The following is a 25,195-nucleotide window of genomic DNA, read 5'->3' as shown; positions in this document are numbered from 1 at the left end:
GAACGGCTAAACGGACGGGAACGGCCACGGGTTCGGGCGGCAGCCGTACAGCGACTTGGTCTGCTGCACCATCGCGGGCGCGCGGCGTCCGGGGCCGGGGCACTGCTCGTGGCCGTGGCCGAGCGCGTGCCCGACCTCATGGTTGATCACGTACTCGCGGTAGGCGGCCAGGTCGCCCTCGTACCAGGGGACGCCGGTCCCCCAGCGGCGGGCGTTGATCACCGAGCGGGAGCCCTGCCGGCAGGACAGCTCCCCTCCGGTGACGAGCGGCGCGCACAGCCGGTCGGTCAGGGCGGGGCTGGACAGCGCGACCCGGAACGAGACCGGGCCGCCGTCGACCCGGACGAACCGCATCCGGCCGCCGTGCCCCCAGCTCCGCGGGTCGTTCAGCACCCGGTGGACGGTCTTGGCGAAGTCGGTGAGCTCGAACGGGAGCCCGCGCTCCATCTCCACGATGTACCGGACGGTCGTGCCGCGCGCGCCCGCGGGGGCCTTGGCCGTCCCCTGGGCGACGGCGTACCGGCCGCTTCCGGACTCCGGGACGCGGACGGTCCGCGGCTGGGCCCGTCCGTTGACCATGCGGAGCCGCCTGCCGTCGGGAGTCTTCGCCGGAGCCGGGGCGCCGTCCGGGGACGCTGACGGCCCGTGCAGGCCGGACGGCCCTGACGGAGCGGAGGCCCCTGAGGGCTTCCGTTCCGTCTCCGAACCGCACCCTGCCGCCGTCACGGCCACCAGCGCGGCGACCGCCCCCGCCGCTGCCAATACGCGCTTCCGCACGCGTCCCCCGAACGTGATCTCGTCTGCCGATCACCGAACCTGATCTTTCCCCGGTGATCGCCGCTCAGGGTAACGCCAAAGAAAATTGGCCGGACACTTACGCCACCGTGAAACCGGGCGCTCCGCGTGAGGCCGGTCACCGTGCCACGGAGCCGCCGCTTCGCAGGGAGCCGCGACTCCGCCGTGAGGTCACGCCTCCGTCGTGAAGTCGGCCATCATCGCCATGTCCTCGTGCTCGAGGTTGTGGCAGTGGAACACGAACGCGCCCGGGTAGTCGGTGAACCGCACCGCGACCTCGGCGGCCTCGGCCGGACGCAGGTCCATCGTGTCCTTCCAGCCGTGGTCGAACGGGCCGACGCCGCGCGTGCCGCGCCCCACGACCTGGAAGGCGTCCAGGTGCAGGTGGATCGGGTGGTGGAGGTCGGTGACGAACCGCCACCGCTCCAGTTGCCCGAGCCTCGGGCGGGCCAGCGGCTTGCCGGGCTCGTACTCGTGCCCGTTGATCTGCCAGCTGTTCCCCTTCTTCTGGAGCAGGAACGTCCTGGTCACCGCGGCCTTCGCCGGGTCGAGCCGCTCGATCTTCGAAAGCTGCGCCGGGACGGTCGAGTCCTCGTGCGGCGCCGTGGACGCGGACGACACGTCGAACGCCATGATCTCGTGCGTCCGGCCGCCCTCCAGCTGGTTCACGAGCCGCACGCGCGTGCCCGGACGGTACCGGGCGAAGTCCACGACCACGTCGAACCGCTCCGCCGGGGCGGCGTCGATGCTGTCGTGCGTGATCGGCTGGGAGAGCAGCCCGCCGTCCGAGCCGATCTGCACCAGGCCCTTGCCGCCGGGCGGCGGCGGGTCGAGCGCGAGCCGGTAGTTGCGCGCGTTCGACGCGTTCAGCATCCGCAGCCGGTAGCGCAGCCGCTGGACCGGGTGCACCGGCCACGGCACGCCGTTGACCAGGATGACGTCGCCGAGAACGCCGTTCATGTGGGCAGAGTGGACGCCCGGCACGTGCTCCAGCGTCCGGTCGATCGACGGGTAGTTGAACGACCCGTCCGCGGCGAACGACCGGTCGGCGATCATCAGCGGAAGGTCGCGGTCGCCGCGCGGCAGCGGCAGCCGGTCCTCCTCGTCGTCGTGGACGAGGTGGAACCCGGCCAGCCCGCGCCACACGCTCGCGCCGGTGAAGCCCATGCGGTGGTCGTGGTACCAGAGCGTCGCGGCCCGCTGGTTCATCGGATAGGTGTAGTCGCGGCTGCCCATGACCGGGTTGCCGGGCATGGCGTGGCCGCCCATCGCCATGGTCGGCTTCCCGCCCGCGGGCAGGATCTCGTCGCCCGGGTAGCCGTCGCTGTCGTGCGGCGTGTGGCCGCCGTGCAGGTGGACGACCACGGGCCGGGGCAGCTGGTTCGTGTGCTTGACGACCGCGCGGCGTCCGGACCGGGACACGATCGTCGGCCCCGGGAAGCTTCCGCCGTAGGTCCAGGCCGTCGTCCTCACGCCCGGCAGGATGTCCAGATCGGCGGCGCGCTGGACGATCTCGTAGTAGTCGGTCGTCGCGTCCGAACGGGTGGGTTTGAGGACCGGCGGCAACAGCAGCGGGCGCTCGAACGCCTTGGGCAGCGGCCGTTTGCTCGCCAGAAGCCTTCCGGGCTGCGCGCTGCCGAGGAGCTTCGCCCCGCCGAGCGCCACCGCGCCCGCGCCGACGCCGACGGCCAGGCCGGCGCCGATGAAGCCGCGCCGTGACAGTGATCGTCGCTCGCCCGCCATCACACGACCTCCGGGGCGCGCTCGTCCTTGGACGGGGCGGGGTCGGCGGCGCCGGCCTGGAAGGCGAGGCGGACCAGGGTGACGGTGCCGACCATCAGGGCCACACCCAGCGGGACGTGGACGGTGAGCAGCCGCGCGTACCCGAAGCCCATCTGGAAGATCTCCAGGACGACCATGATCGAGGCCGGGATGATCGGCCGGGCCGGGCCTCCGCCCGGCTTCCAGAGCAGAACGGCGGCGACCACCGCCAGCATGCCGATGAGGGTGGTGAACACCGCGTTGGCGCTGTGCATGCTCAGCGCCCCGTAGCCACCGGAGAGGAAGCGGCCCGCGAAGACCGCTTGGAGGAACACCATCAGGGCTTGCAGGATCGCCGCCACCCGGAAGAGCAGCACCGTCCATCGCTTGGGTCGTCGCATGGGGGGAGATCACCAGTTTCATGTGAGACGGTCTCAAATGAATCTATCTCAGGTGAAACTATCTCAAATGAACTAGACTTGGAACCCGTGACGAACTCTCCGGACGGGCCGCCCTTCGGGATGCTGCTGCGGCGCGCCCATGTCCATGCCCGCGAGGTCTTCACCGAGGCGCTCCGGCCGCTCGGTCTGAAGAGCTTTCACTACGGCGCGATGGCGGCGCTGAGCCGGATGGGGCCGTGCAGCCAGCGGCGGCTGGTGGAGGTGCTCGGCACGGACAAGTCCACGATGGTCCGCCTGGTGGACGACTTGGAGCGCATGGAGCTGATCACCCGGACTCCCGTCCCGCACGACCGCCGCACGCAGGCCATCTCCCTCACCGACAAGGGGCGCGAGGCCTTCGCCGAAGCCGACGCGGTCGCCTCGGCGACCCAGGACTACCTCCTCGAGGACTTCACCGACGACGAGCGCCGCACCCTGACGGAGTTCCTGACCCGCTTCACGAAGTACGACCTCTGACGCCGCCGGCCCGCCCGGCGGGCCGGCGCGGGCCGGTGCGGACCAGCGGGCGCGGGCCGGGTCCGGGCGCGGTCCGAGCGCACGCCGTGTCCGGGCCGGTGGACGTCAGGTGAGGAGGCCCCCGAGGCTGCGGTTCTGCGAGACCGCGGTGTCGAAGGCGAGCGGGCAGGCCAACGTGAGGGTCTTGAACGGCTCGGGCAGCTGCACGTGCTGCCGCAGGACGTACCTGTCGGAGCCGGTGAACGCCTGGGCGAGCAGGTCGCCGAAGCCCTCGCTGGCACGGCGGAACAGGGCGAGTTCGTTCTCCGCGTTGTCCATGACGCGGCCGACGAAGAGCTCGTAGTAGCCGATCTGCCGGTCGTAGGCGTCCAGGATCTCCCACCCGCGCAGCGCGCGTTTCCGCAGGTAGCCGATGGGCTGGTTCTGCGGGGACAGGATGTGCATCTTGGGCGTGTGCGCGAACCCGTACGGCTTGTAGAAGTAGAACAACGGCATGCCGTCCGGGCGCATGATGCTCAGGCGGCGTTCGGCGTTGTTCTGCGTGCCCTGGTTGAGGGCGCGGAACACCTTGCGCGCACCGTTGACGCCCTCTTCGCGGACGTACGCGGCGGGCCGTCCGTCCGCCGACCAGATCGTGTAGTTCGCCTCGACCGAGAAGAACCCCTGTGGCTGGTCATAGACGAGCAGCGACTCGGCGTAGAGGTCGGCCGGGCCAGGCTGCGGCAGGCCCTGCTGATACGCCTGCTGCGGATACCCCGGCTGCGGATAGGGCTGCTGCTGGTACTGCGGCGGCGCCGGCAGCGGAGGCGCGGCTTGCGGGGGCGCGGGCTGCGGGGGTGCGGGCTGCGGCGGCTGCGCATACCCCGGCTGCACAGGCTGCGGATACCCCTGCGGCGGGTATCCCGGCTGCACGGGTCCCGGCGGCGGTGGCGGCGGTCCAGGCTGCACGAATCCCGGGTGGGGCTGAGGCTGCGGTTGCTGCGGATACCCCGGCTGCGGCGCGTACGGCTGAGCCGGATTCCCGGGCGGCGGCGCGTAGGGCTGCGCAGGGTGGCCCTGCTGAGGCGGCGCGTACCGAGGGTCCCTCGGAGGCGTGGGGGGATGGCTCATGAAGCTCCTCATCACGGAACAACCGCACTCTAGTCGCACATCCCCCGCACCAGAACGCCTTCACCCGCCGTCCCCCGGGGCGGCCCCGAACGCCGGAACCCCGTCGGACGGCCACCCGGAACGGAACCCCTACCCCGTACCTGTTCAATGACGGAACGTCACATTTCGGAAAATCCACCCCAGGATGGCCGAAAACCCCCTGTTCACGGGCGTATTCGCCCTGCCGCGATCACCCTGATCGTGATCACGGGGGGATCGATTGGACGACGAGAAGGCGACGACACCGCAGCCGGTGTTCGACCCGGACCTGCCGCAGGAGATCCAGGAGATACTGCGGAGCAATCCCGAGGTCCTGGTTCCGGCGTCCGAGGATCCGCCACCCGAGCCGCGCCTCTGCTCGTCGTGTTCGGCGGCACGGAGGACGGCGACGTCGCAGCCGCCCGCGTCCACCACGGCCGCTATTTCCCGGGGACCGACTTCGCCGAGGGGAACGAGCGGTGGCTGGGCGCGTCCATGGCGGACATGATGCGCCGGACGCAGAGGGCCATCGACACGGTCCAGGGGGCGAAGGTCAACGCCGCCGGGCTCCTCGACGGCACCGCCAACGATGTCGCCCTGCCATGGCAGGAGTGGGGTATCGCGCAGTCGCTGGCCGCACTCGCGTCACCGACACCGCCTATCGCGAATGGCAGGCCCTTCAAGAACTCGCGGACCTTGACGACGACGCTCTTGAGGTCCTCGCCCGATCCGTCCGGGACGAGCTGGCCGTCCGCGAGATCGACGGCCTCGCCGATCAGACCGGCCTCGCGACCCTGCGCACCAGCCTCCGCGAGGCGCGACAGGCGGCGAACGTACTGGCCGAACAGACCGGAGGAACAGCGTGACCACCGAGAACCCGAGCATGGGGAGCGCAGTCCCTGGGCGGGTGCCCACACGCCCGCTCTCCCCGCCTGTGTCTCACGCCGAGACGGAAGGATGAGCGCGAAGCCCTCCTTTCGGCAGGCGTGCTGCTCATGGTCCCGCTGCTCGTGATCGGCCTCATCTTCGTCTCGGTCTTCAACGACATGTACGACAGGTGCGCGTTCACGTCGGTGACGCGGCCCGCATCCGGACCGTCCTGCGCAGCGGGAGGACCGCGGCCTTCAGCTTCGTCTCGGCCCCCGCCAGGACGTAGGTCACGTCCGCCGTCCGGTGTTCCCCGGTGACCACGAGGGTCACCTCGACCACCTCCGCGCCGGACGACCGGGCACGCTCCTCATCCGAGCCGCCACACCCCCCGAGCCCGAGCAGCGGGAACCTTCGCGTCCGGCGTCGTCACCGGGAGAGGCGTCGTGACGGACATGTTCCTCAGGCGTTCCGCGGTTTCGCCATCCCGATCGATGAAGGCCAGGCGGCCGCGACCGTCTGCGCGCCATGGCCGGGGCCGTGCAGGACGACCGCCAGGACAGGAACTTCCCCGACGCCGCGCGCGGACGGGACGTCGCGTCCCAGGCGATGACGGTCGGCGGGCGCAAGGCCTGGGTGGTCGTCCGCGAGATCCGGTTCAGCAGCCCGGCGTGCGTGCGCGGATGGACCTGTCGGCGGTCGTCGTCGTCGACACCGGCCGTGCCCGCCCGGCCTACCTCTGGATCGACATTCCCGAGACGCACAAGCGCCTCTACAAGGACGTCAACACCGTGCTCGACTCGCTCCGCGTGACGTGACCGGGTTCGGGCGGACGGACCGGTGGAGGCGGCGCGGGTCGTGGATGACGAGACGGGCGAGGGCTCGCGTAGGGTTGCGGAGCGGGCTCTTCCGGGCCCGGCCATGCGACCTGAGACAGGAAGAGACGACTGGTGGGAATCTTCCGCCGCCCGCGTGAGACGCCGTCGGCCGTGAGCCCGGCGATCAGCGAGTTCTGGGAGTGGTGGGCGCGGGCGCGTCCGGACCTCGAGGGGTCGCTGTCGGCGGTGCCCGACACGCCCGAGGCGCTGCTGGCGGAGACGCCCCCGGACGCGGACTCCGAGCCGGAGATCCCCACGGGGCTGTCGGCGGAGATCATGGAGGAGCTGTCCCGCCGGGTCGCGCGGATCCACTCCGAGCTGCAGTGGGAGATCGGCGGCATGGAGGGCCGGCCGCCCTCGCTGACGGTGTCCGGGGCCGGTGATCCGGAGCTGCGCGGGCTCGCCGAGCGCTGGTACCGCGCCGCGCCCCAGGGGGACGCGGCGGGCGGCTGGCAGTTCCATCCGGCGCGTCCGGCCGACCCGGAGATGCTCGGCCAGGAGCTGCAGCTCGGCGACCACGACTTCGACCTGGAGTACGTCCGGTTCGGGATGCGGGCCGACCAGTTCCGCGGCCGGGTCGACATCACCGCCTACCACCCGGACTTCCTGTTCGTCTCCGAGGAGCACCAGGTCGCGGTCGCGTTCCACGTGCTGCACTGGGCGCTCGGCGAGGACGACGTGGCGCGCTGGGTCGGCGAGGTGACGATCTCCGCCGAGGAGCCGGTCGACTCGCTGCCCCCGGCGGTGCTGCCCGCCGTCGTCGAGCAGATCGTCGAGGACTTCCGCGAGCCGACCTGGCTGTCCGGCGAGGGCCGCACGCCGCGCGGGCACCCCGCGCAGTTCGGCATCCGCTTCCCCGTGCACCGGCAGGACCACCCGCTCGCCGACCTGCACGTCGAGGTGTCGGTCCCCTACCAGCACGCCAACCCGGACCGGCTGCCCGTCGAGCCGTCGGCGTCCGCGCTGCGCAAGCTGGAGAAGAAGATCGACGCCCTCCCGGAGGCGGTGCTGGTCGTCCGGCAGACCGGCGACGGCCTGCGCGTCTTCCACCTGTACGCCGACCCCGACTCGGGCGTGCTCGCCGAGCTCGACCAGCTCACCGCCGGGTGGGCGGAGGGCAAGGCGAAGGTCGCCTCCACGAACGACCCGGGGTGGCGCGCCCTCGCGCCCTTCCAGCCCTGATCCACTCCTAGAACCCCGCGCCGCTCTTCGCGCCTGGACGTCCCTCGCGGACGTCCTCGCGAAGGGCGGCGCGTTGTTTCACGGGCGGTTCGACGGGCGGGTTTCACCCTTCGCGTGGGCGGAACATCTCCATATAGCGGCTGGTGGCAGCCATGTGACGGTTCATATCCATCGGGACGGGCTCCGAACACGGCCCCGTTCGAGGAGTGCCCATGCATCCGGAACACCTGCCGCGCGCCGCCCGGTTCGACGACCGCGAGTACCTCAACATCGTCTACCGCAGCGATCCGGACGCGCTCCGCGCCGCCGTCCCGGAACCCCTGGAGGTCGTCGAGCCGCTCGTCCGGTTCGAGGTCATGCGCATGGGCGGCGCGGACGGCCTCGGCTCCCGCACCGAGGCGGGCCAGGTGATCTCCGTCCGGTTCGCCGGGGAGGACGGCGAGTACCTGCGCTCCCTGTACCTGGACGGCGCCGGCATGGACGGCGCAGGCCTGGACGACGTCGGCGCGGTCCTCGCCGGACGCGAGCCGTCCGCCCGTCCCGAGACCGCCGGAACGCCCCGGCTGCTCGTCGAGGACGACATGCTCGTCGGCACCCTCGACCACGGCGCCCAGCGCGTCGCGACCGCGACGATGCCGTACAGGTACGCGCCGATGAACGCGGACGAGGCGCGCGACCAGATGACCGTCCCGACGTTCGCGGTCGAGACCGTGCCCGGCGTGGACGGGCCGTCCGCCCGCGACCTCGTCCGGACGCGGATCACCGACATCACGGTCAAGGAGGCGTGGCGGGGTCCAGCCCGGCTCCAGCTGTTCGAGCACGTGATGGCGCCGCTGGCGGACCTGCCCGTCCTGGAGATCGTCTCGGCGTCGCACGTGCTGGCCGGACTGGCGCTCACCCGCGCCGTGCCCGTCCATGACCGCCTCGCGCCCCGGACGGGCTGAGGAGAAGCCGTCAGCTGAGCCCGGCGCGGAGGGCGCGTTCGACGACGGGCGGGAGGGCCTCGGCCAGGGCGTCCACGTCGGCGTCGGTCGAGGTGTGGCCGAGGGTGAAGCGGAGCGACCCGCGCGCGCGTTCGGGCGTCGCGCCCATCGCGAGCAGGACGTGGCTGGGCTGCGCGATCCCGGCCGAGCAGGCCGAACCGGTGGAGCAGGCGATGCCGCGCGCGTCCAGCAGCATGAGCAGGGCGTCGCCCTCGCAGCCGGGGAACGAGAAGTGCGCGTTGCCGGGCAGCCGGCCCGCCGGGTCGCCGTTGAGGACAGCGTTCGGGACGGCGTCGAGCACCGAGGCGATGAGCCGGTCGCGGAGCACGGTGAGCCGTGCCGCCTCGTCCACGCGGTGGTCGGTGGCGAGCCGGGCCGCGGCGGCGAACCCGGCGATGGCGGGCGTGTCGAGGGTGCCGGAGCGGACGTCCCGCTCCTGCCCGCCGCCGTGGAGCACAGGAACGGGATCGACCCCGCCGGACTTCCCGGGCTTCCCGAGCAGCAGCGCCCCGACGCCGAGCGGCCCGCCCAGCTTGTGCCCGGACAGGGTCAGCGCGTGCGCGCCGGACGCCCCGAAGTCGACCGGCAGGTGCCCGGCGGCCTGGACGGCGTCGGTGTGGAACGGGATGCCGTGCTCGCGCGCGACCGCAGCCAGCTCGGCGACCGGCTGGACGGTCCCGACCTCGTTGTTCGCCCACATCACGGTGACGAGCGCGACGTCCTCGCCGGTGCCGATCATCTCGCGCAGCGTCTCCGGCCGGACCCGGCCGAGCTCGTCGCACGGGATCCACTCGACCTTCGCGCCCTCGTGATCGGCGAGCCACTGGACGGTGTCGAGGACGGCGTGGTGCTCGACCGCCCCCGCGAGCACCCGCGTGCGGGCCGGGTCAGCGGCCCTGCGGGCCCAGTACAGGCCCTTCACGGCGAGGTTGTCGGCCTCGGTGCCGCCCGAGGTGAACACCACCTCGCTCGGCCGCGCGCCGAACGCCTCGGCGACGATCTCGCGGGACTCCTCCACCACCCGGCGGGACCGGCGGCCCGCGGAGTGCAGGGACGAGGGGTTGCCCAGCTCGGCCAGCTCGGCCGTCATCGCCGCGATCGCCTCGGGGAGCATGGGGGTCGTCGCCGCATGGTCCAGATAGGTCACCACGCGCCCCAGGTTATCCGCGCGCGGCCCGGGCCCCGTCCCGGCCCGGACGCACTTTCCGAGTCCGACGAAACCTGCGGGGTGACGGTGGTCACAGCGGAATATTTACGCTCCAGATGTGATTTTTACGGAAGATCTTCGAGTTGTCCCCTGAACCGTCCGGTCGGTACAGTAGAGAGGCCATGATGAAAGAAGCCCTCCTCGACGCCGCCGAGGCCGTGCTGGCCGAGCACGGCGGACGCGCGTTGACGCTGAACGCGGTCGCCGAGCGCGCCGGCGTCAGCAAGGGCGGGCTGCTCTACCACTTCCCGAACAAGGAAGCCCTGGTCGAGGCGCTGGTCGCCCGGGTCATCGCGGAGTTCGACGAGTTGATCGACTCGTTCGACGACGGACGCCCCGGGTCCTACACCCGCGCCTACGTCCTGGCGACCTTCGAGATCCTCACCGGTGAGGCGCGGGCGCACCGACGATGGTCGGCCATCACGGCCGCCGCCACCGACCCGGAGCTCGCCGAGCCGCTGAACGAGGCCATGGGCCGCTGGCACAAGCGCCCGTGCGGCGAGGATCCGGATCCGGCCACCGCCATGGTGGTCCGGCTCGCCGCCGAGGGCCTCTGGGAAGTTCTGAGCCATGCGCCGCAGTTGTATGACGAGGATCAGCTCGCGGCGCTGAAGGAACGACTGCTGGCCCTGGCCGCCGGCTGACGGCGGGCCACGCCCCGCCCCGCACGACCCCACTCGCACGACCACTTTCGCACGACCCCACTCAGCACGACCGAAACCGACCCCGGCGCGCGCCGGGGAGCCTCCGGGTGCCCCCATGGGCTTTGGAGCGTTCCCGCACGCCCGGACACCTGAATCCCCCGGGTCCTCCGCCCCGACCAGACGAGAAAGAGGTGAACCATGCTGCTGCGCGCTCGCACAGGCACGTTCCTGACCTTCGCTTTGGCAGGACTGCTCTGTGGTGTGTGGACGTCACGCATGCCCGCGCTCGCGACCAAGTTCGGCGCGAGCGAGAGCGAGATCGGCATCGTGGTCCTCGTCTGGGGCCTCGGCGCGCTGGTCGCGATGCAGGGGCTGCGGTCGGTGATGGGACGGCTCGGCAGCCGCCCCGTCCTGCGCGTCGCGCTGCCGCTGACCGCGGTGTCCTACGTCGGCGTCGCGTTCGCCCCGACCTACGCGGTGCTGATCGCGGCCGTCGCGGTCTTCGGGATGGCCTTCGGGATCACCGACATCGCCATGAACGCGCAGGCCAGCGTGGTCGAGCACGAGTACAGGCGGCCGATCCTGTCGGGCATGCACGCGGGCTGGTGCGTCGGCGCCATGAGCGGCGGCCTCATCGGGTTCGGCACCGCGCACGCCGGGCTCGGCTTCAGCAACACCGTGCTCGCCGTCGCGATCGCCGCGCTGCCCCTCGCGCTGCTGCTCGGCCCGACCTACCTGGTCGACCGCCCGGTCCGCGCCGCCGCGGCCGCCGTGGGCGGCGAGCGCCGCCGCGCCCGGCTGCCGATCGCGGTCTACCTGGTCGGACTGCTGGCGTTCATCGGCTTCATGACCGAGGGCTCGATCGCCGACTGGAGCGGCCTGCTGCTGCACGGCGAGCTCGGCGCGACGCAGGCCGTCGCGGCGCTCGGCTACCCGATGTTCCAGGTGGCCATGCTGATCGGCCGGATCGGCGGGGACCACCTGCGGATGTGGATCGGCACCCGGAACCTGCTGACCGCCGCGGGCGTCGGCACCGCGGTCGCGATGACCGTCGTGGTCACCGCGCCGAACACCACGGTCGCGATCATCGGGTTCTTCCTGTCCGGTCTGGTCGTCGCCACGGTCGTGCCGATCTCGATGTCCCTCGCCGGGACGTCCGCGCCCGGCCAGCCTGCCGCCGCGGTCGCCCAGGCCGGGGCGATGGGCTACGGCGGCCTGCTGCTCGGCCCGGTCGTCGTCGGGTTCCTCGCGGACGCGACGTCGCTGCGGATCGGCGTCGGCGCCGTCGTCGTGCTGGCCCTGCTCATCTCGGCCGGGGCCCGGTTCATCCCGCTCGGGTCGGGCGAGATCGGCTCGGTCCGGGTCGAGGAGTCTCCCGCCGAGGCGCCCGGCGCCGTGACCGGTGAGCAGATCCTCGCCGACGTGCCCGCGCCGCGTCCGGACGGCGACACGCAGCCCGTGGCCGCCTGAGAGCAAGAACGCCCGAGAGGGGGATCGTCCGAGCGGACGATCCCCCTCTTTCGCTATAAACGCTCGGGACCAGATCACTTCGGGTGAGGGGACGGGCATGGACGGCTGGCGGGTACCCGGGTACACCGAGCTGAAGGTCCTCGGCGAGGGCGCGCAGGGCCGCGTGGTCCTGGCCCGGCACGACGACACCGGACGGCCCGCCGCGATCAAGTACCTGTCCGCCGGGCACACCGCCGACACGCGCTTCCGGGAGACCTTCCGGCGCGAGGCCGAGCTGCTGAGCCGCCTGCGCAGCCCGTACGTCGCGCAGCTGTTCGGGCTGGTCGAGGCGGACGGCGGCCTGGCGATCGTGATGGAGGCGGTGGACGGCGCGTCGCTGCGCGCGCTGCTCGCCGAGCGCGGCGCGCTGCCGCCCGAGGGCGCGCTCGCCCTGCTCAAGGGGTCGCTGCTCGGCCTCGCGGCGGCGCACGACCTCGGGATCGTCCACCGCGACTACAAGCCCGCGAACGTGGTCGTCCGCGCGGACGGGCTGAGCAAGCTGATCGACTTCGGCGTCGCGGTGGACGCGGGCGCCGCGGACCGCTCCGGCACCCCGGTCTACATGGCCCCCGAGCAGTGGCGCGCCGAGCCCTCCTCCCCCGCGACCGACGTGTACGCCGCGACCTGCGTGTTCGTGGAGTGCGTGACGGGCGAGCGGCCGTTCCGCGCGCCGAACACCGAGACGCTGCGGGAGCTGCACCTGTCGGCGCCCGTGCCGTCCGAGACGGTCCCGGAGGCGCTGCGGGAGCTGGTCGAGCGCGGCATGGCGAAGGACCCGTGGGACCGTCCGCCGGGCGCGATGGCGTTCGTCCGCGAGCTGGAGTCGGCCGCGTCCGAGGCGTACGGGACGGACTGGGAGCGGCGCGGCGTCACCGCCCTCGCCGGGACCGCCGCCGCGCTCGCCGCGCTCTTCCCCCTCACGAGCATGGGCCTGGGCGCGGGCGCGGGAAGCGCCGGGGCAGGCGCGGGTGCGGGAGCGGGCGCGGGAAGCTCGACCGCGAGCGGGGCCTCGGCGGCCGGCAAGGCCGCGGGAACCGCCGGCAAGGCCGCGGGAACCGCCGGCAAGGCCGCGGGAACCGCCGGCAAGGCCGCGGGAACCGCCGGCAAGGCCGCGGGGACCGCGGGCAAGGTCCTCCCGGGGGTGAGCGCCAAGACCGGCCTCGCGGTCGCCGGGGCGGCCGTGGTCGCGGTCGGCGGCGGCGCGGCCGTGTACGTCACGTCCCACTCCGCCAAGAGGAAGCCCGCGCCGCCGCCCCCGATCGCGATCCGGCTGACCGCGCTGAACGAGCCGCTGTCGCCCCTGCCCGGCGGCGGGAAGTGGCAGGTGAACGGCCAGGTCGTCACGGTGTCCGGGCATAAGGACCCGGCGCTCGACCAGAAGCTGGACGCCGCGCTGCGCGCCCCTCTCGACCGGCGCTGGACGGACGCCAAGGGCATCCTCGGCGGGCAGCCGGGCGCCTACACCGGGACGGTCCGCCCGACGATCCTGCTGCGCGGGCCGAAGCTGCTGAGCGTCCGGTACGACACGGACGTCAAGGGCCAGATCGGGACGGGCTGGGACCAGGCGCGGTCGGTCACCGTCGACCTCGACACCGGGACGGCGTACACGCGTCCGATCGACCTGTTCCGGACTCCGTCGCCCGCGCTGTCGCCGAAGGTCCTCGCGCACCTGCCGGGACACCGCTGGTGCCCCCGTGAGCCTGCCGGTCCCGGCATCACCGCCAAGCAGCTGGCGAGCGGAGAGGTCTCGGTGGCGCTCACCGCGTCCGGGATCCGCGTGGCCTACCAGGGCGCGGCGCTCGGCTACTCGAGCTCGTGCGGGAACCAGAGCTCGGACGTCCCGTACGGCGAGGTCGCGGACCTGCTGAAGCCGGAGGTCACGGCCGCCGTCCCGTTCCCCGTGACGTCCGTGAGGCCGACCCCCTGAGAGAGAGGAACGCCCCGGCCGGGGGAACCCGGCCGGGGCGTCACGAGCACGCGCTGCCTACTTGCGCTTGTTGATCTCCTCGGTCAGCTGTGGGGCGACCTGGAACAGGTCGCCGACCACGCCGTAGTCGACCAGCTCGAAGATCGGGGCCTCGGGGTCCTTGTTGATCGCGATGATCGTCTTGGACGTCTGCATGCCGGCCCGGTGCTGGATCGCGCCGGAGATGCCGACCGCGATGTACAGCTGCGGCGACACCGTCTTGCCGGTCTGGCCGACCTGGAACTGGTGCGGGTACCACCCGGCGTCGGTCGCCGCGCGGGACGCGCCGACCGCTCCGCCGAGGGTGTCGGCCAGCGCCTCGATGATCGAGAAGTTCTCGCCGGAGCCGACGCCGCGGCCGCCGGAGACCACGATCGCGGCCTCGGTGAGGTCCGGGCGCTCGCCCTTCTCCTCGACGACCTTCTCGACGACCTTGGCGGCCTTGTCGGCCGCCGACAGCTCGACCGACACCTGCTCCTCGGCCGTGTCCGCCGGGGCGGCCTCGGGCGCGACGGAGTTCGGGCGGACGGCGATGATCGGCGTGCCGGACGTCACCTTGGCGTGCGCGATGATCCCGCCGCCGAAGATGGAGTGCTCGCCGACGAAGCCCTCGGCGACGTCCACGACGTCGGTGAGCGCGCCGGAGCCGGTCTTGATCGCCAGGCGTCCGGCGACCTCCTTGCCCTCGGCGGTCGCGGCGACCAGCACGGCGGCCGGGGCCTTCTCCTGGACGAGCTTGGCGAGCAGCGCGGCCTTCGGCGCGACGACGTAGGAGGTCAGCTCCTCGTCGGCGGCCAGGTAGGCCTTCTTCGCGCCGAACTCGGCCAGCTTGCCCTTGGCGCCCTCGTAGCCCGGGCCCACCCATACCGCCGCGGCGTCACCGAGGCGGTTGGCGAGCGTGAGCAGTTCGAGGGTGACCTTCTTGACGTCACCGTCGACGTGGTCGACGAGGACCAGGATCTCACTCATTGCTTAGGGTCCCCTTCCCCGCTCAGACGAACTTCTTCGAGGCGAGGAACTCGGCGATCTTCACGCCGCCGTCGCCCTCGTCCGTGACGATCTGGCCCTGCGCGCGCGCCGGAGCCTCGGCGAAGTCCACGACCGCGGTCCCGGCGTTGGCGATGCCGACCTGGCCCGCGTCGATGCCCGCGCCCGCGACGTCCAGCGTCTCGACCGGCTTCTTCTTGGCCGCCATGATGCCCTTGAAGGACGGGTAGCGCGGCTCGTTGATCTTCTCGACGACGCTGACCACGGCCGGCAGGGTCGCCTCGACCTTGTCGTAGCCGTAGTCGGTCTGGCGCTGGATGCTGATCGCGGAACCGTCGATCTCGACCTTGTTGGCCAGCGACAGCTGCGGAACGCCGAGGCGCTCGGCGAGCATCGCGGCGAGCATGCCGGTGCGGGCGTCGGTGGACTCCGAACCGAGGATCACCAGGTCGAAGCCGGTGCGGCCGAGGACCTGCTGCATGGCGTAGGAGGTCTGGAAGGCGTCGGAGCCGGCCAGCGCCTCGTCCGTCAGGTGGACGGCCTTGTCGGCGCCCATGGCGAGGGCCTTGCGGATCGACTCGGTCGCCTTGCCGGGACCCATGGTCAGGACGGTCACCTCGCCGCCCTGGGCCTCCTTGATGCGCAGCGCCTCTTCGATCGCGTACTCATCGAGCTCGTTGATGACACCGTCCGCCGCAGCGCGGTCGAGGGTGCTGTCATCGGACTTCAGCTTGCGCGGGCTCTCCGTGTCGGGAACCTGCTTCACGCAGACGACGATGTTCATGGCCGGTGGCCGACCTCCCTGCACTCAGTTGGCCGCTGGGGTAAGCGGACATAAGGACGCCGCCCGTGGGCCGGGTCGACGCGTGCTCGCGCGCCGCCTCGCGGCGGCGCACCTGACAGCCTGCCAAAGACCCGAACGTCTTTCGGCCCCGGGTCCCGGGTTGACCGTACACCGCAGATGTTACCGGTCAGTAGGGGCTGTGCGAAACCCGTTCCGTGAGACCTACCCCACGTAGGAGAACGCCACTCTGCGAGCGCGTTCTCCCACCGCCCCCTGTGGAACGGGTCACTTTGTCGCTGTCCATCCGGCTTTCGTCCTGCGTCCGTCCGGCGTTCAGTGCAGGGAGTTCTGGAGCCGGGAGAGCGTGGCCTCCAGGGAGCTCTGCAGGCCGTAGAGCGGCGCGAAGCTCGGCGTGAACGACATCGCCGCGACCAGCCCCACGAGCGTCAGGACGCCGAGCACCAGGCCCGCCACCGCGACGGTGCCCGGACGCCACGCCAGCGGCTCGAACGCGCTCTCCAGGGCCCGCCGCGCGCCGCCCGCGCCCGGGGCCGTCCAGAGGGCGATCGTGCCCGTCCCGGCGCCGAGCGCGCCCGCGCCCAGGGGGGACAGTTCGAGGCCCACCGCCGCGACCCCCACGACCATCAGCGGGACCCCGACGGCGAACACGGCCGCGTAGGGCAGGGACAGGAGCGTCCGGCCGATGGCCTCGACGCGTCCGATCGTTCCTCGTGCGCGCGTGATCCGCAGCAGCGTCACCGCCAGGGCCGACACCGTCACGCCGACCACCGGCATCATGACCGAGACGCACCCGGCGATCACGATCACCAGGACCGCGAGCAGGCGAGCCCATCCGCGCACGACGGCGAGTTCGTGGACGTCCGCGGTTCCGGCATGGCGTCCGCCGCCGACCGCGACGTCGCCCTCGGGCGCAGGCGGCGCGACGGCGGTCGCCACGCCGGCCGCCGGCCCGGGGAACGCGCCCGTGCCGACCGGACCGGGCATCATGAATCCGCCCGTGTCGTCCGCGGAGGGCATGGCGAAACCGCCGGTCGTGGACATCACGGCGGGGAAGCCCCCGGTGGCCGGGGCGTCGGGATACGGCGCCCGGACCTCGGCGGCCGGCTCGGGGTCCGGGCCCAGGTCGAGCTTGGACGCGGCGGCGATCAGCTCCTCGGCGTTCGGACGCGCCGCCAGGTCGAGCGCCGCGGCGGCGCGGAGCAGGCCGCGCAGGGCGTCCGGAACACCGGGGGCCTCCAGGGAGGCGTCCTCGCTTCCGGTGGCCGCGAACAGGATGGTCTCGGCCCACGCCCGGATGTCGCCCGCCGGGCCCTCGGGGTCGGCGACGAGGGCGAAGTCGACCACGACCGGCGCGCCGTCCACGACCAGGACACTGCGCGGGTCGAGCGAGCCGTGCCCGAGGCCGGCACGGTGGATCGCCGCGACGGCCTTGGCGAGCGCGACCGCCATGTACCGGAGCTTCGAGCCGCGGAGCGGGCCGTCCGCGGCCACGGTCTCGTCCAGCGGACGCCCCGGCACGAGCCGCGACACGACGTACGGCGGACGGGCCTCGGGATCGCCGTCCAGGACGTCCACCACGTAGGGGCTGAGCACCGCGCGCATGCGCGCGACATCGGGGGCCGCGTCCGGCGGCAGCATCCGGATCGCCACGTCACGACCGGTCGCGTCCGCCGCCCGGTGGACGACACCGGACGGCCCGTCCAGCCGGGACAGCAGCCGGTACGGACCGATGTGCTCCTGGTGGCTCGTCTCCCCGCTCATGGACTCGGGACCCTATCGGGCGCAGGGCCTGCCCGGTGTCTCATGAGCGCTCCGTTTCCCACCGGTAGGGGAAGCTCCCGCGATCCCGACGCTCCCCGCGTTCGCCCGGTCACTCGGAGTGGCCGTCCACCCGGGACCCAGCAGAGCCCGAGGCCTCGCGAATGCCGGGGCCCCGCGGAAGCCGGGGCTTCACGGGGCCCGCCGCGCCCCGGGTCATCCGCCGATGAAGGGGATGTGGCCGTGGAGGATGTCCGTCACGCGCTCGCGGACGCTGGTCAGGCTGTCGCTCATGCCGTCCACCGGGGTGGTGTCGGGCGGCTGCTTCTGGGACAGGACGGCGAGCACGACCGCGAAGATCCCGAGGATCAGGACGCCCGCGAGGGCCGCCTCCGCGCGCGGGAGCAGCGCCCCCCACACGCGCGCGAGCTGGCGGCGCGGCGCGCCGCTGCCCGGGGCGAGGGTCAGCAGGCCGATCACGAGCATGCAGGAATACGCCACCGCCTTGGACGCGGTCATGTCCGGGTAGGCGAACATGAGCACGCCCAGCATGATCGCGCCCGCGAACAGCGAGAGCGCCGAGAGCAGCGCCGTCGCCATGACCGCGCCGGGCAGGTGCAGCGGCGTCCGGAACGCCGCGCCGACCGCGTCGCCCGAACGCGGGCCGCGCCGGGTGCGGCGGCCCTCCATGCCCTTGGCGGCCTTGTCGGCCGCGCGCAGCACCAGGACCCCGGCGATCGTCACCGCGACCGCGAGCAGCGGCGCGATGTTCGCGAACGCGATGAGCGCGCCCAGGACGAGCAGGCTGAGCACCCGGTACCAGCCGAACGGCTTCGGGTGCTCGCGCTTCTCCTGCGGCTCGGGCCGCTGCTTCGGAGACTGCTGGTCGGGCCGCTGCTGATCGGGACGCCGCTGGTCAGGGCGCTGCTGGTCGGGGCGCTGCTGGTCGGGGCGCTGCTGCGCCTGCTGCTGGTCGGGGCGTTGCTGCGCCTGCTGCTGGTAGGGGTCGTACGGCTGGGGCGGCTGCGCCTCGCCCCGGCTGAGCCCGCCCTGCTGCGGCCAGGCCTGCCGGTTCGGAGGCGCCGGCGGACGCACGCCCTGTGGATAACCGGCGCGGGCGGGACGGTCGTACGGCCCGGGCGCGGGCGGCGGGACGGGCGGGGGCGCGGCCGGCGGCAGCATCCCGACGAAGTCCTTGGGCTGCTGCACGTGGACGGGCGCGGGCATCGGCGGAGGCGTGTCGCGGAGGGTCTCCGCGCCGCCGTCCATCGAGGGCGCGCCCAGGTGGCTCGCCGCGTCCTGGAGGGTCTCGGGCTCGACCGGGGACGGCTTGTCCTGGACGGTCTCCGGCTCCCCGATCGGCGGCATCCCCAGCGGGACGGCGTGGTCGGGCCGGGTCACGAACTGGTCGTCGACGCGGGTCTGGTCGGCGACCGTCGCGTCGATGTCGATCCGCTGGACCAGCCCGGTCAGCTTCGCCGCCCCCGGGCGCTCGGCCGGGTTCCGGGCCATCGCGGCGCGCAGCACCGGCAGCAGCGCCTCCGGCACGCCGTCCAGGTCGGGGCGGCCCTGCATGATCTTGTAGAAGATCGACTCGAAGGTGCCGGAGCCGAACGGGGGCCGTCCGGTCGCGGCGTAGCCGACGGTGCCCGCCCAGGCGTGCACGTCCGACGGCGGGCCGGCGTCCTCGCCCTCGATGATCTCCGGGGCCAGGTAGCCGGGCGTGCCGATCACCATGCCGGTCGCGGTCAGCCGGGTCGCGTCCGCGCCCTGGGCGATGCCGAAGTCGATGACGATCGGCTCGCCGTCCAGCAGCATCACGTTCGCGGGCTTGAGGTCGCGGTGGATGATCCCCGCGTCGTGGATCGCCGACAGGGCCTCGGCGAGGCCCACCGCCAGGCGCTGCAGCGCACGCCCGTAGAGCGGCCCGGCGTCCTCGACGACCTCCTCGAGCGTCCGGCCGGGGACGTACTGGGTGACGATGTAGGGCCGTTCGGCGGTGACGTCCGCGTCGAGGATCTCGGCCACGTTGGCGCTGCGGACCCGGCGCATCGAGTCGGTCTCACGGGCCAGCCTGCGGCGCGCCGTCGCGTCGCCCGCCACCGCGGGGCGCAGCACCTTGATCGCCACCTCGCGGCCGTCGGGGGCGACGCCGAGGTAGACGACCCCCATGCCGCCCTCCCCGAGTGTTTCCAGGACGCGGTAGTGGCCGATCGACTGGTCGACGCTCTCCCCGGACGTGGTAGCCCCCTTCATCGTTTCGGAAACCCTACCTTCGTCCACCGGGCCGGGCCGCGCCCGCCACCGGGGCGTCCGATTCGCGCCATCCGTCCCACCATTGCGAGTTCCCCCGTCCGCCGTCCACTCTCCGGCTCCTCACGATCATGCGACGGCCGCACGGGCGGCGGAGTTCGCCGGAACCGCGAATTCGCCCGCCCACTCGGCGAGCGCCCCGGCCAGCCAGCGCGCGGACGGGCGGTCCGCCGGGTCACGCGAGAGCGCCCCGCGCACCGGCCCCGCCAGCGGCCCGGCGATCCCGTCGAGGTCGGCCATCCCGCGCAGGATCCGGAAGCACACCGCGTGCAGCGACCCCTTGCCGAACGGCGACCGCCCCGTCGCCGCGTATGCGACGGTGGCCCCCCAGGCGAAGACGTCCGAGGCGGCGGAGGCGTTCCCGCCCTCGATGAGTTCGGGGGCGAGGTAGGCCGGGGTGCCCGCGACCATGCGCCGAGCCCGCTGCGGGCGCTCCGCCGTGTACAGGACGTGGTCGGAGCCCGGCTCGTGCGCGATGCCGAAGTCGATAAGGGTCGGACGGTCACCGAGGACCATGACGTTGCCCGGCGCCACGTCCCGGTGCAGCACCCCCGCGTCATGGACGGCCGCCAGCGCGAGAGCCAGCGTCCGGGCGAACCTCGGCACGCGCGCGCGGTGCAGCGGGCCGTACGCGTCCACGAGGTCTCCGAGCGGCGTGCCCGGCACGTAGCCCATGGCGAGATGCGGCCGGTCGCTCTCGATCCGGCCGCCGAGCAGCGGCGCGACGTATGGGCTGTCCACCCTCCGCTGGGCCGCCATCTCCCTGGCCAGCCGCCGGCGGGCCTCCGGTTCGGGCGCGAACTCCGCCCTCAGCTCCTTGACCGCGACCTCGCGTCCGGCCGGGTCCAAGGCGAGATGGACGACCGCGGTCCCCCCGCGCCCGATCTCGTTCAGCAACCGATAGTCACCCAGCCGCCGATGCGTCCCCATACCTCCTATGACGCCGGTTCCGCCAGAGGCGTTCCTGGGAAACCGGGGTCTTCGGCAGGGCGGGTGGGTGATGCGGTCAGGCCTTGCGGGCGGCCTGGCGGGCGCGGCGCTCCTCGCGGCGGGTCTCGAACTTGGTGGCGGCGCCGTTCAGGCCGGTCATGAACTCGGCCAGCTCCTCGCGCGCCTTCTCGCCGTCACCGTTCAGGTCGGTGCGCTCGAACACGCCCCACTTGCGCAGCACCGGGACGAGGACGTCGTCGTGGTGCAGGCGCAGGTCGTAGATGCCCGCGTTGGCGATGACCACGGACTTGCGCATGAACCCGTCGATGCTGTGGCCCGGCATGTGGAACCCCTTCACGACGTCGGTGACGGCGCGCATGGTCTCGTCGGGCGCGAGGTCGAAGGCCGCGCCGAGCAGGTTCCGGTAGAAGACCATGTGGAGGTTCTCGTCCGCGGCCACGCGCGAGAGCATCTGGTCGCAGATCGGGTCGCCGGACGCCTTGCCGGTGTTGCGGTGCGAGACGCGGGTGGCGAGCTCCTGGAACGAGACGTACGCCACACCATGCAGGAACGAGTCGCCGTGGTCGGCCTCGTAGCCGACCTCCATGTGCTTCATGCGCGCGCGTTCCAGCGCGATCGGGTCGACGGCGCGGGTCACCGTGAGGTAGTCGCGCAGGACGATCCCGTGCCGGTTCTCCTCGGCGGTCCACCGGTTGACCCACGTGCCCCACGCGCCGTCCCGGCCGAACACGTCGGCGATGGCGCGGTGGTAGCCCGGGAGGTTGTCCTCGGTGAGCAGGTTGACGATCAGCGACTCGCGCGCCTCTTCGGTGATCTTGGAGTCCCCGGGCTCCCAGCCCTCGCCGCCGAGCGGACCGTCGAAGTCGCGGCCCTGGCTCCACGGAACGTACTGGTGCGGGAACCACTCCTTGGCCACCCCGAGGTGCCGGTTGAGCTCGTTCTCGACGACCGGCTCGAGCTCGATGAGGAGCTGGATCTGGTGCTTGGACTCGGGCGTCACGGTCATGCGGTTCCTTCGCTGGACGGAGGGCGGCCGATGGGCGGCGGTCCCAGGGCAGGGGCGCGGCGCGGCGTTCGCAGGGGCTCGGCCGGGATCGCCGGTCACCGGGGCGACCAGCAAACCTACGAAAGCGTAGGTTCGATGTTCGCGAGCGCGTCCGGCCTGCGTCAAGGCACTCTCGTCACAAGGCGGACAGCGGAATTCTTGTCGGAAGTGATGAAACTCGGGCCGGATCCGGCGGAGCGGCTCCGGCCGGCGGTCACTGCGTGTCAGCGGCCTGTTTCCATAGGCGATTGGCCGCGGCGCGCAGGAGCGGCCGGGGCAGCATCTTGAGGGCGGGCATCGCCGCCTTGTACTGAAGGCCGGGGACGCACAGGGCACGGCCCAGTTCCACGGCGTCCAGGCCCTCGCGCGCGACGTCCTCCCGGCGCAGCCACAGGGGATGCGGGTCGTGGGCCTCGTCCGTGCGCGTGAAGCCGGGGCAGAGCGCGGTGACATGGACGCCCTGTCCGACGACCTCCGCGTGCAGGCTCTCCGAGAAGGACGCCACGTACGCCTTGGTCGCGCCATACGTCGCACTGCCGGGGGCCGGTGCGAATCCTGCCACGGACGAGACGTTCAGCACCCCGCCTCGTCCGCGCGCGAGCATTCCGGGCAGGACGGCGTGGGTCAGCCTGACGAGCGCGTTCACGTTGAGGTCGATCTCGCGGAGCTGTTCGTCCAGGGGAAGGTCGACGAACGCCCCGAGCGCGCCGAACCCGGCGTTGTTGACCAGCAGTTCCACGGGGTCGTGGCGGAGCCTGCGCTCGACCTCGTCCCGCTCGGCGGGATCGGTGAGGTCGGCGGCGACCACCTCGACCGCGACCCGGAACCGCTCGACCAGCTCGCGCGCGAGCTGGTCCAGCCGCTCGGCGCGGCGGGCGACGATGACGAGATCCGCGCCGCGCGCGGCCAGTTCACGCGCGAAACTCTCGCCGATCCCACTGGAAGCGCCCGTGACGAGGGCGGTTCGGAACGCCTGCCGCATGGCGGGTGATGCTAGCGGCTTCCCCGCACGCGCGGAGCGCGCTTCACCTCGGACAAGGCCGCCGATGACGGCCCGTTCAGGTGTCAGAATGTGACTGGATCGAGACCCATCGGTCGTGCCTCGGGGACATCTCGGGGCAAACCCCATACGATCATGCACCGCAGTCCACGAGCGCGACGGGTGTCCCAGTGCGAACGGAAGATCGGATCGGCCCCTACCGGGTGCTCGAAGAGCTCGGCGTCGGCGGGATGGGCGAGGTCAGCCTCGCCCTGGACGAGCACGGCCGGGCCGTGGCCGTGAAGGTCCTGCATCCGGCCGTCGCGCGCGACGAGGTCGCCCGCAAGCGGCTCGAACGCGAGGTCGCCACCATGCGCCGGGTGCGCGGCCCGTTCGTCGCCGAGCTCCTGGACGCCGACTTCACCGCGCACCGCCCGTACATCGTCACCCGCTACGTCCAGGGCCGGACGCTGGACGAGGTCCTGCGCGAGCGGGGGCCGCTGCGCGGGGCCGCCCTGCGCAGGTGCGCGCGCGGGCTCGCGCGCTCGCTCGTGGCCATCCACGAGGGCGGCGTCGTCCACCGCGACCTCAAGCCGGGAAACGTCATGCTCGTCGACGGCGACCCCGTCGTCATCGACTTCGGCCTCGCGCATGTGCTGGACGCGACCCGCCTCACGCTCACGGGCACCGCCATCGGCACCCCCGGCTACCTCGCGCCCGAGGTCCTGGACGGCGAACGCGCCACTCCGGCGTCCGACATCTTCTCCTGGGGCGCGTCCGTCGTGCACGCGGCCACAGGCCGCTCGCCCTTCGGCACCGGCCCGGCGGCGGCCATCTGCTCCCGGATCCTGCGCGGGCGCGCGGACCTGACGGGTGTTCCGCGCGACCTGCTCCCCGCCGTCCGGGCCGCTCTCTCCGTGGACCCCGCGGACCGTCCGACGGCGATCGAGCTGCTGCCTCTCCTTCGGCCCATTCCGCCGGACGCGCCGACTGAGACGATCCCGATTCCGCCCCGTCCGCCCGCCACTCCTGAGGTGGACGCGGCCGATGCGGCGCCGGAGGAGGCGGTTGAGGAGGAGACGCGCGCGCAGGAGGTCGAGGCATCGCACGCGCAGGAGCCGGAGAAACCCGGGCAGGGCGACAAGGCCGCAAAGGGTGAGGGGACACGCCGCCAGGCCGGTACACGTCCGCGAAGGCTCCGTGGGGTGCTGGGCGCGCTCATGCTGGCCGTCATTCCGGGAACGGCCCTCGCCGTACCGATCTTGACGTCGGCCGCCTGCCTGCTCTGGTTCATCCTGGTCTACGCGCGCCGGGCCCTCCGGCGGATGCGGCTCCGCATCACGAGCGCACGAGGCGGACGCGGCGCACGGATCCGGGCGGGCACCGCCGCCCTCATCGCCGTCCCACTGGAAGTACTCGTCCGCCTGGGGTTGCTGTCCGTGGCGGGGGCGGGCCTCTATGCCGCCATCTTCGCGCTGACCCGGCTCACCCCCGCGTCCGGGCGTGCGGCGGAGATCGCGCTGGGCGTCCTGGCCGCGATCGTCGTGGCACTGCGATGCCGCTACAACGCGTCGGCAGCCCTATGGCTGAGGCTGATTCTGCCCATCGTCGCCATAGGGCTGCTCGTCACCGCGGCGTTCGCGGTCCATCCCGCCATCTGGTGGCCGCTGCCCTCGTTCGGAGACAGCGGCGAGTGACCCCCGGGGTCAGCGGCCGGTGAACTTGGCCTTGCCGGGGCCCTCCTCCATGAAGCTCTTCATGCCGTTCTGCTGGTCCTCGGTGGCGAACAGCGCGGAGAACCGGGTGCGCTCGATCTCCAGGCCCGTCTCAAGGTCGACCTCAATGCCCGAGTCGATGGCCTGCTTGGCGGCGCGCAGCGCCAGCGCGGGCCCGCCCACGAAGGTCTTGGCCCAGGTGACGGCCTCCTCATGGACCTGGTCGTCCGGGACGACGCGGTCGACGAGGCCCATGGCCAGCGCCTCGTCCGCGCGCACGTGGCGTCCGGAGAAGATCAGGTCCTTCGCCTTGGCGGGGCCGACCAGGCGCGCGAGCCGCTGCGTGCCGCCCGCGCCCGGGATGATCCCGAGCTGGATCTCCGGCTGCCCCACCTTCGCGCCCGCGCCCGCGACCCGGAAGTCGGCGGTCAGCGCCACCTCGAGGCCGCCGCCGAGCGCGTACCCGGTGATCGCCGCGATGACCGGCTTCGGGATCGCCGCGAGCGCCTTGGTGAAGTCCTGCAGCAGCAGGGACGGGCCGCCCGACATCTGCGCGTACGAGAGCGGCGCCATCTCCAAGATGTCGGCCCCGGCCGCGAACACCCGCTCCCCGCCGTACAGGACGACCGCCGCCGTCTCGTCGTCCTCGCCCACCTGCCGCGCGGCCTCGATCAGCTCGCGCTGCATCTGGGAGTTGAGGGCGTTCATCTTCGGCCGGTCCAGCCTGATCGTCGCCACGCCGCCTTCGGACTCGACACGCACGAACTCGCCCACGAACGCCTCCATCGCTGCCGGAACACCAACG

At 72.7% G+C, this 25,195-nt stretch carries 23 protein-coding genes; 9 read left to right on the top strand and 14 right to left on the bottom strand.

Annotated elements, in window-relative coordinates:
- Nucleotides 1-6: 6 nt before the first annotated feature.
- From AB0L06_RS03185 to AB0L06_RS03175, 3 genes are all read right to left on the bottom strand, one after another.
- Complete coding sequence (locus AB0L06_RS03185; RefSeq protein WP_500229240.1) at nucleotides 7-579, bottom strand: DUF3152 domain-containing protein; 573 nt, start codon at nucleotides 577-579, stop codon at nucleotides 7-9.
- 387 nt (nucleotides 580-966) lie between these two features.
- Nucleotides 967-2,538 carry a multicopper oxidase family protein gene (locus AB0L06_RS03180; protein ID WP_500229239.1) on the bottom strand — a complete coding sequence of 524 codons (1,572 nt, stop codon included), beginning with the start codon at nucleotides 2,536-2,538 and terminating at the stop codon, nucleotides 967-969.
- A complete protein-coding gene (locus tag AB0L06_RS03175; protein ID WP_500229238.1) occupies nucleotides 2,538-2,957 on the bottom strand; it encodes a hypothetical protein in 420 nt (139 codons plus the stop codon). The genes AB0L06_RS03180 and AB0L06_RS03175 overlap by 1 nt, the downstream gene beginning before the upstream one ends.
- An 87-nt stretch (nucleotides 2,958-3,044) precedes the next feature.
- Here AB0L06_RS03175 and AB0L06_RS03170 point away from each other — a divergent pair, with 87 nt between their 5' ends.
- Nucleotides 3,045-3,473, top strand: coding sequence for a MarR family winged helix-turn-helix transcriptional regulator (locus AB0L06_RS03170; RefSeq protein ID WP_500229237.1), 429 nt, complete (start codon nucleotides 3,045-3,047; stop codon nucleotides 3,471-3,473).
- Nucleotides 3,474-3,578: 105 nt separating this feature from the next.
- Here AB0L06_RS03170 and AB0L06_RS03165 read toward each other — a convergent pair whose 3' ends face one another.
- Nucleotides 3,579-4,346, bottom strand: coding sequence for a hypothetical protein (locus tag AB0L06_RS03165; RefSeq protein WP_500229236.1), 768 nt, complete (start codon nucleotides 4,344-4,346; stop codon nucleotides 3,579-3,581).
- Between the two features lie 866 nt (nucleotides 4,347-5,212).
- Here AB0L06_RS03165 and AB0L06_RS03160 point away from each other — a divergent pair.
- On the top strand, nucleotides 5,213-5,467 hold the full coding sequence (locus AB0L06_RS03160) for a hypothetical protein (RefSeq protein WP_500229235.1): 255 nt from the start codon (nucleotides 5,213-5,215) through the stop codon (nucleotides 5,465-5,467).
- Nucleotides 5,468-5,666: 199 nt separating this feature from the next.
- Here AB0L06_RS03160 and AB0L06_RS03155 read toward each other — a convergent pair whose 3' ends face one another.
- The gene (locus AB0L06_RS03155; protein WP_500229234.1) at nucleotides 5,667-5,801 is read right to left on the bottom strand and encodes a hypothetical protein; all 135 of its coding nucleotides are present in this window, start codon (nucleotides 5,799-5,801) and stop codon (nucleotides 5,667-5,669) included.
- Nucleotides 5,802-6,139: 338 nt separating this feature from the next.
- Between AB0L06_RS03155 and AB0L06_RS03150 the strand changes: the two genes are divergently transcribed.
- The 3 genes from AB0L06_RS03150 to AB0L06_RS03140 all read left to right on the top strand — a co-directional run bounded on the left by AB0L06_RS03150 (nucleotide 6,140) and on the right by AB0L06_RS03140 (nucleotide 8,472).
- Complete coding sequence (locus AB0L06_RS03150) at nucleotides 6,140-6,286, top strand: hypothetical protein (RefSeq protein WP_500229233.1); 147 nt, start codon at nucleotides 6,140-6,142, stop codon at nucleotides 6,284-6,286.
- Nucleotides 6,287-6,418: 132 nt separating this feature from the next.
- Entirely contained in the window at nucleotides 6,419-7,528 is a 1,110-nt protein-coding gene (locus AB0L06_RS03145) for a DUF695 domain-containing protein (protein WP_500229232.1), read from the top strand.
- A gap of 212 nt (nucleotides 7,529-7,740) precedes the next feature.
- Entirely contained in the window at nucleotides 7,741-8,472 is a 732-nt protein-coding gene (locus AB0L06_RS03140; RefSeq protein ID WP_500229231.1) for an acetoacetate decarboxylase, read from the top strand.
- A 10-nt stretch (nucleotides 8,473-8,482) separates the two neighbouring features.
- Here AB0L06_RS03140 and AB0L06_RS03135 read toward each other — a convergent pair whose 3' ends face one another.
- Nucleotides 8,483-9,658, bottom strand: coding sequence for a cysteine desulfurase family protein (locus AB0L06_RS03135; RefSeq protein ID WP_500229310.1), 1,176 nt, complete (start codon nucleotides 9,656-9,658; stop codon nucleotides 8,483-8,485).
- A 182-nt stretch (nucleotides 9,659-9,840) separates the two neighbouring features.
- Here AB0L06_RS03135 and AB0L06_RS03130 point away from each other — a divergent pair, with 182 nt between their 5' ends.
- The 3 genes from AB0L06_RS03130 (at nucleotide 9,841) to AB0L06_RS03120 (ending at nucleotide 13,798) form a co-directional block, all read left to right on the top strand.
- A complete protein-coding gene (locus AB0L06_RS03130; protein ID WP_500229230.1) occupies nucleotides 9,841-10,362 on the top strand; it encodes a TetR/AcrR family transcriptional regulator in 522 nt (173 codons plus the stop codon).
- Nucleotides 10,363-10,560: 198 nt separating this feature from the next.
- Entirely contained in the window at nucleotides 10,561-11,832 is a 1,272-nt protein-coding gene (locus AB0L06_RS03125; protein WP_500229229.1) for an MFS transporter, read from the top strand.
- 97 nt (nucleotides 11,833-11,929) lie between these two features.
- Complete coding sequence (locus AB0L06_RS03120; protein WP_500229228.1) at nucleotides 11,930-13,798, top strand: serine/threonine-protein kinase; 1,869 nt, start codon at nucleotides 11,930-11,932, stop codon at nucleotides 13,796-13,798.
- Between the two features lie 57 nt (nucleotides 13,799-13,855).
- On the opposite strand, the gene AB0L06_RS03115 is transcribed toward AB0L06_RS03120, so the two are convergent.
- The 7 genes from AB0L06_RS03115 to AB0L06_RS03085 form a co-directional block, all read right to left on the bottom strand.
- Nucleotides 13,856-14,806, bottom strand: coding sequence for an electron transfer flavoprotein subunit alpha/FixB family protein (locus AB0L06_RS03115; RefSeq protein ID WP_500229227.1), 951 nt, complete (start codon nucleotides 14,804-14,806; stop codon nucleotides 13,856-13,858).
- A gap of 22 nt (nucleotides 14,807-14,828) precedes the next feature.
- Nucleotides 14,829-15,608, bottom strand: a complete 780-nt coding sequence (locus AB0L06_RS03110) for an electron transfer flavoprotein subunit beta/FixA family protein (RefSeq protein WP_500229226.1) — start codon at nucleotides 15,606-15,608, stop codon at nucleotides 14,829-14,831.
- 333 nt (nucleotides 15,609-15,941) lie between these two features.
- On the bottom strand, nucleotides 15,942-17,390 hold the full coding sequence (locus tag AB0L06_RS03105; protein ID WP_500229225.1) for a hypothetical protein: 1,449 nt from the start codon (nucleotides 17,388-17,390) through the stop codon (nucleotides 15,942-15,944).
- Nucleotides 17,391-17,603: 213 nt separating this feature from the next.
- Nucleotides 17,604-19,643 (bottom strand): protein kinase domain-containing protein, encoded by a 2,040-nt coding sequence (locus AB0L06_RS03100; RefSeq protein ID WP_500229224.1) that lies wholly within the window; start codon nucleotides 19,641-19,643, stop codon nucleotides 17,604-17,606.
- A 126-nt stretch (nucleotides 19,644-19,769) separates the two neighbouring features.
- Nucleotides 19,770-20,630 (bottom strand): serine/threonine-protein kinase, encoded by an 861-nt coding sequence (locus AB0L06_RS03095; RefSeq protein WP_500229223.1) that lies wholly within the window; start codon nucleotides 20,628-20,630, stop codon nucleotides 19,770-19,772.
- A 76-nt stretch (nucleotides 20,631-20,706) separates the two neighbouring features.
- Nucleotides 20,707-21,657 (bottom strand): acyl-ACP desaturase, encoded by a 951-nt coding sequence (locus tag AB0L06_RS03090; RefSeq protein WP_500229222.1) that lies wholly within the window; start codon nucleotides 21,655-21,657, stop codon nucleotides 20,707-20,709.
- 253 nt (nucleotides 21,658-21,910) lie between these two features.
- Nucleotides 21,911-22,678, bottom strand: a complete 768-nt coding sequence (locus AB0L06_RS03085; protein ID WP_500229221.1) for an SDR family NAD(P)-dependent oxidoreductase — start codon at nucleotides 22,676-22,678, stop codon at nucleotides 21,911-21,913.
- 188 nt (nucleotides 22,679-22,866) lie between these two features.
- Between AB0L06_RS03085 and AB0L06_RS03080 the strand changes: the two genes are divergently transcribed.
- The gene (locus tag AB0L06_RS03080) at nucleotides 22,867-24,372 is read left to right on the top strand and encodes a serine/threonine-protein kinase (RefSeq protein WP_500229220.1); all 1,506 of its coding nucleotides are present in this window, start codon (nucleotides 22,867-22,869) and stop codon (nucleotides 24,370-24,372) included.
- Between the two features lie 9 nt (nucleotides 24,373-24,381).
- Here the strand turns inward: AB0L06_RS03080 and AB0L06_RS03075 are convergent, their stop codons facing one another.
- Nucleotides 24,382-25,164, bottom strand: coding sequence for an enoyl-CoA hydratase/isomerase family protein (locus AB0L06_RS03075; RefSeq protein WP_500229219.1), 783 nt, complete (start codon nucleotides 25,162-25,164; stop codon nucleotides 24,382-24,384).
- Nucleotides 25,165-25,195: the final 31 nt, after the last annotated feature.

The sequence above is a fragment of the Spirillospora sp. NPDC052269 genome (assembly GCF_040679435.1).
In the GTDB taxonomy this organism is placed as follows: domain Bacteria; phylum Actinomycetota; class Actinomycetes; order Streptosporangiales; family Streptosporangiaceae; genus Spirillospora.
Note: the sequence above shows the minus strand (reverse complement) of the source record. Positions and strands in the feature narration are given on the sequence as shown.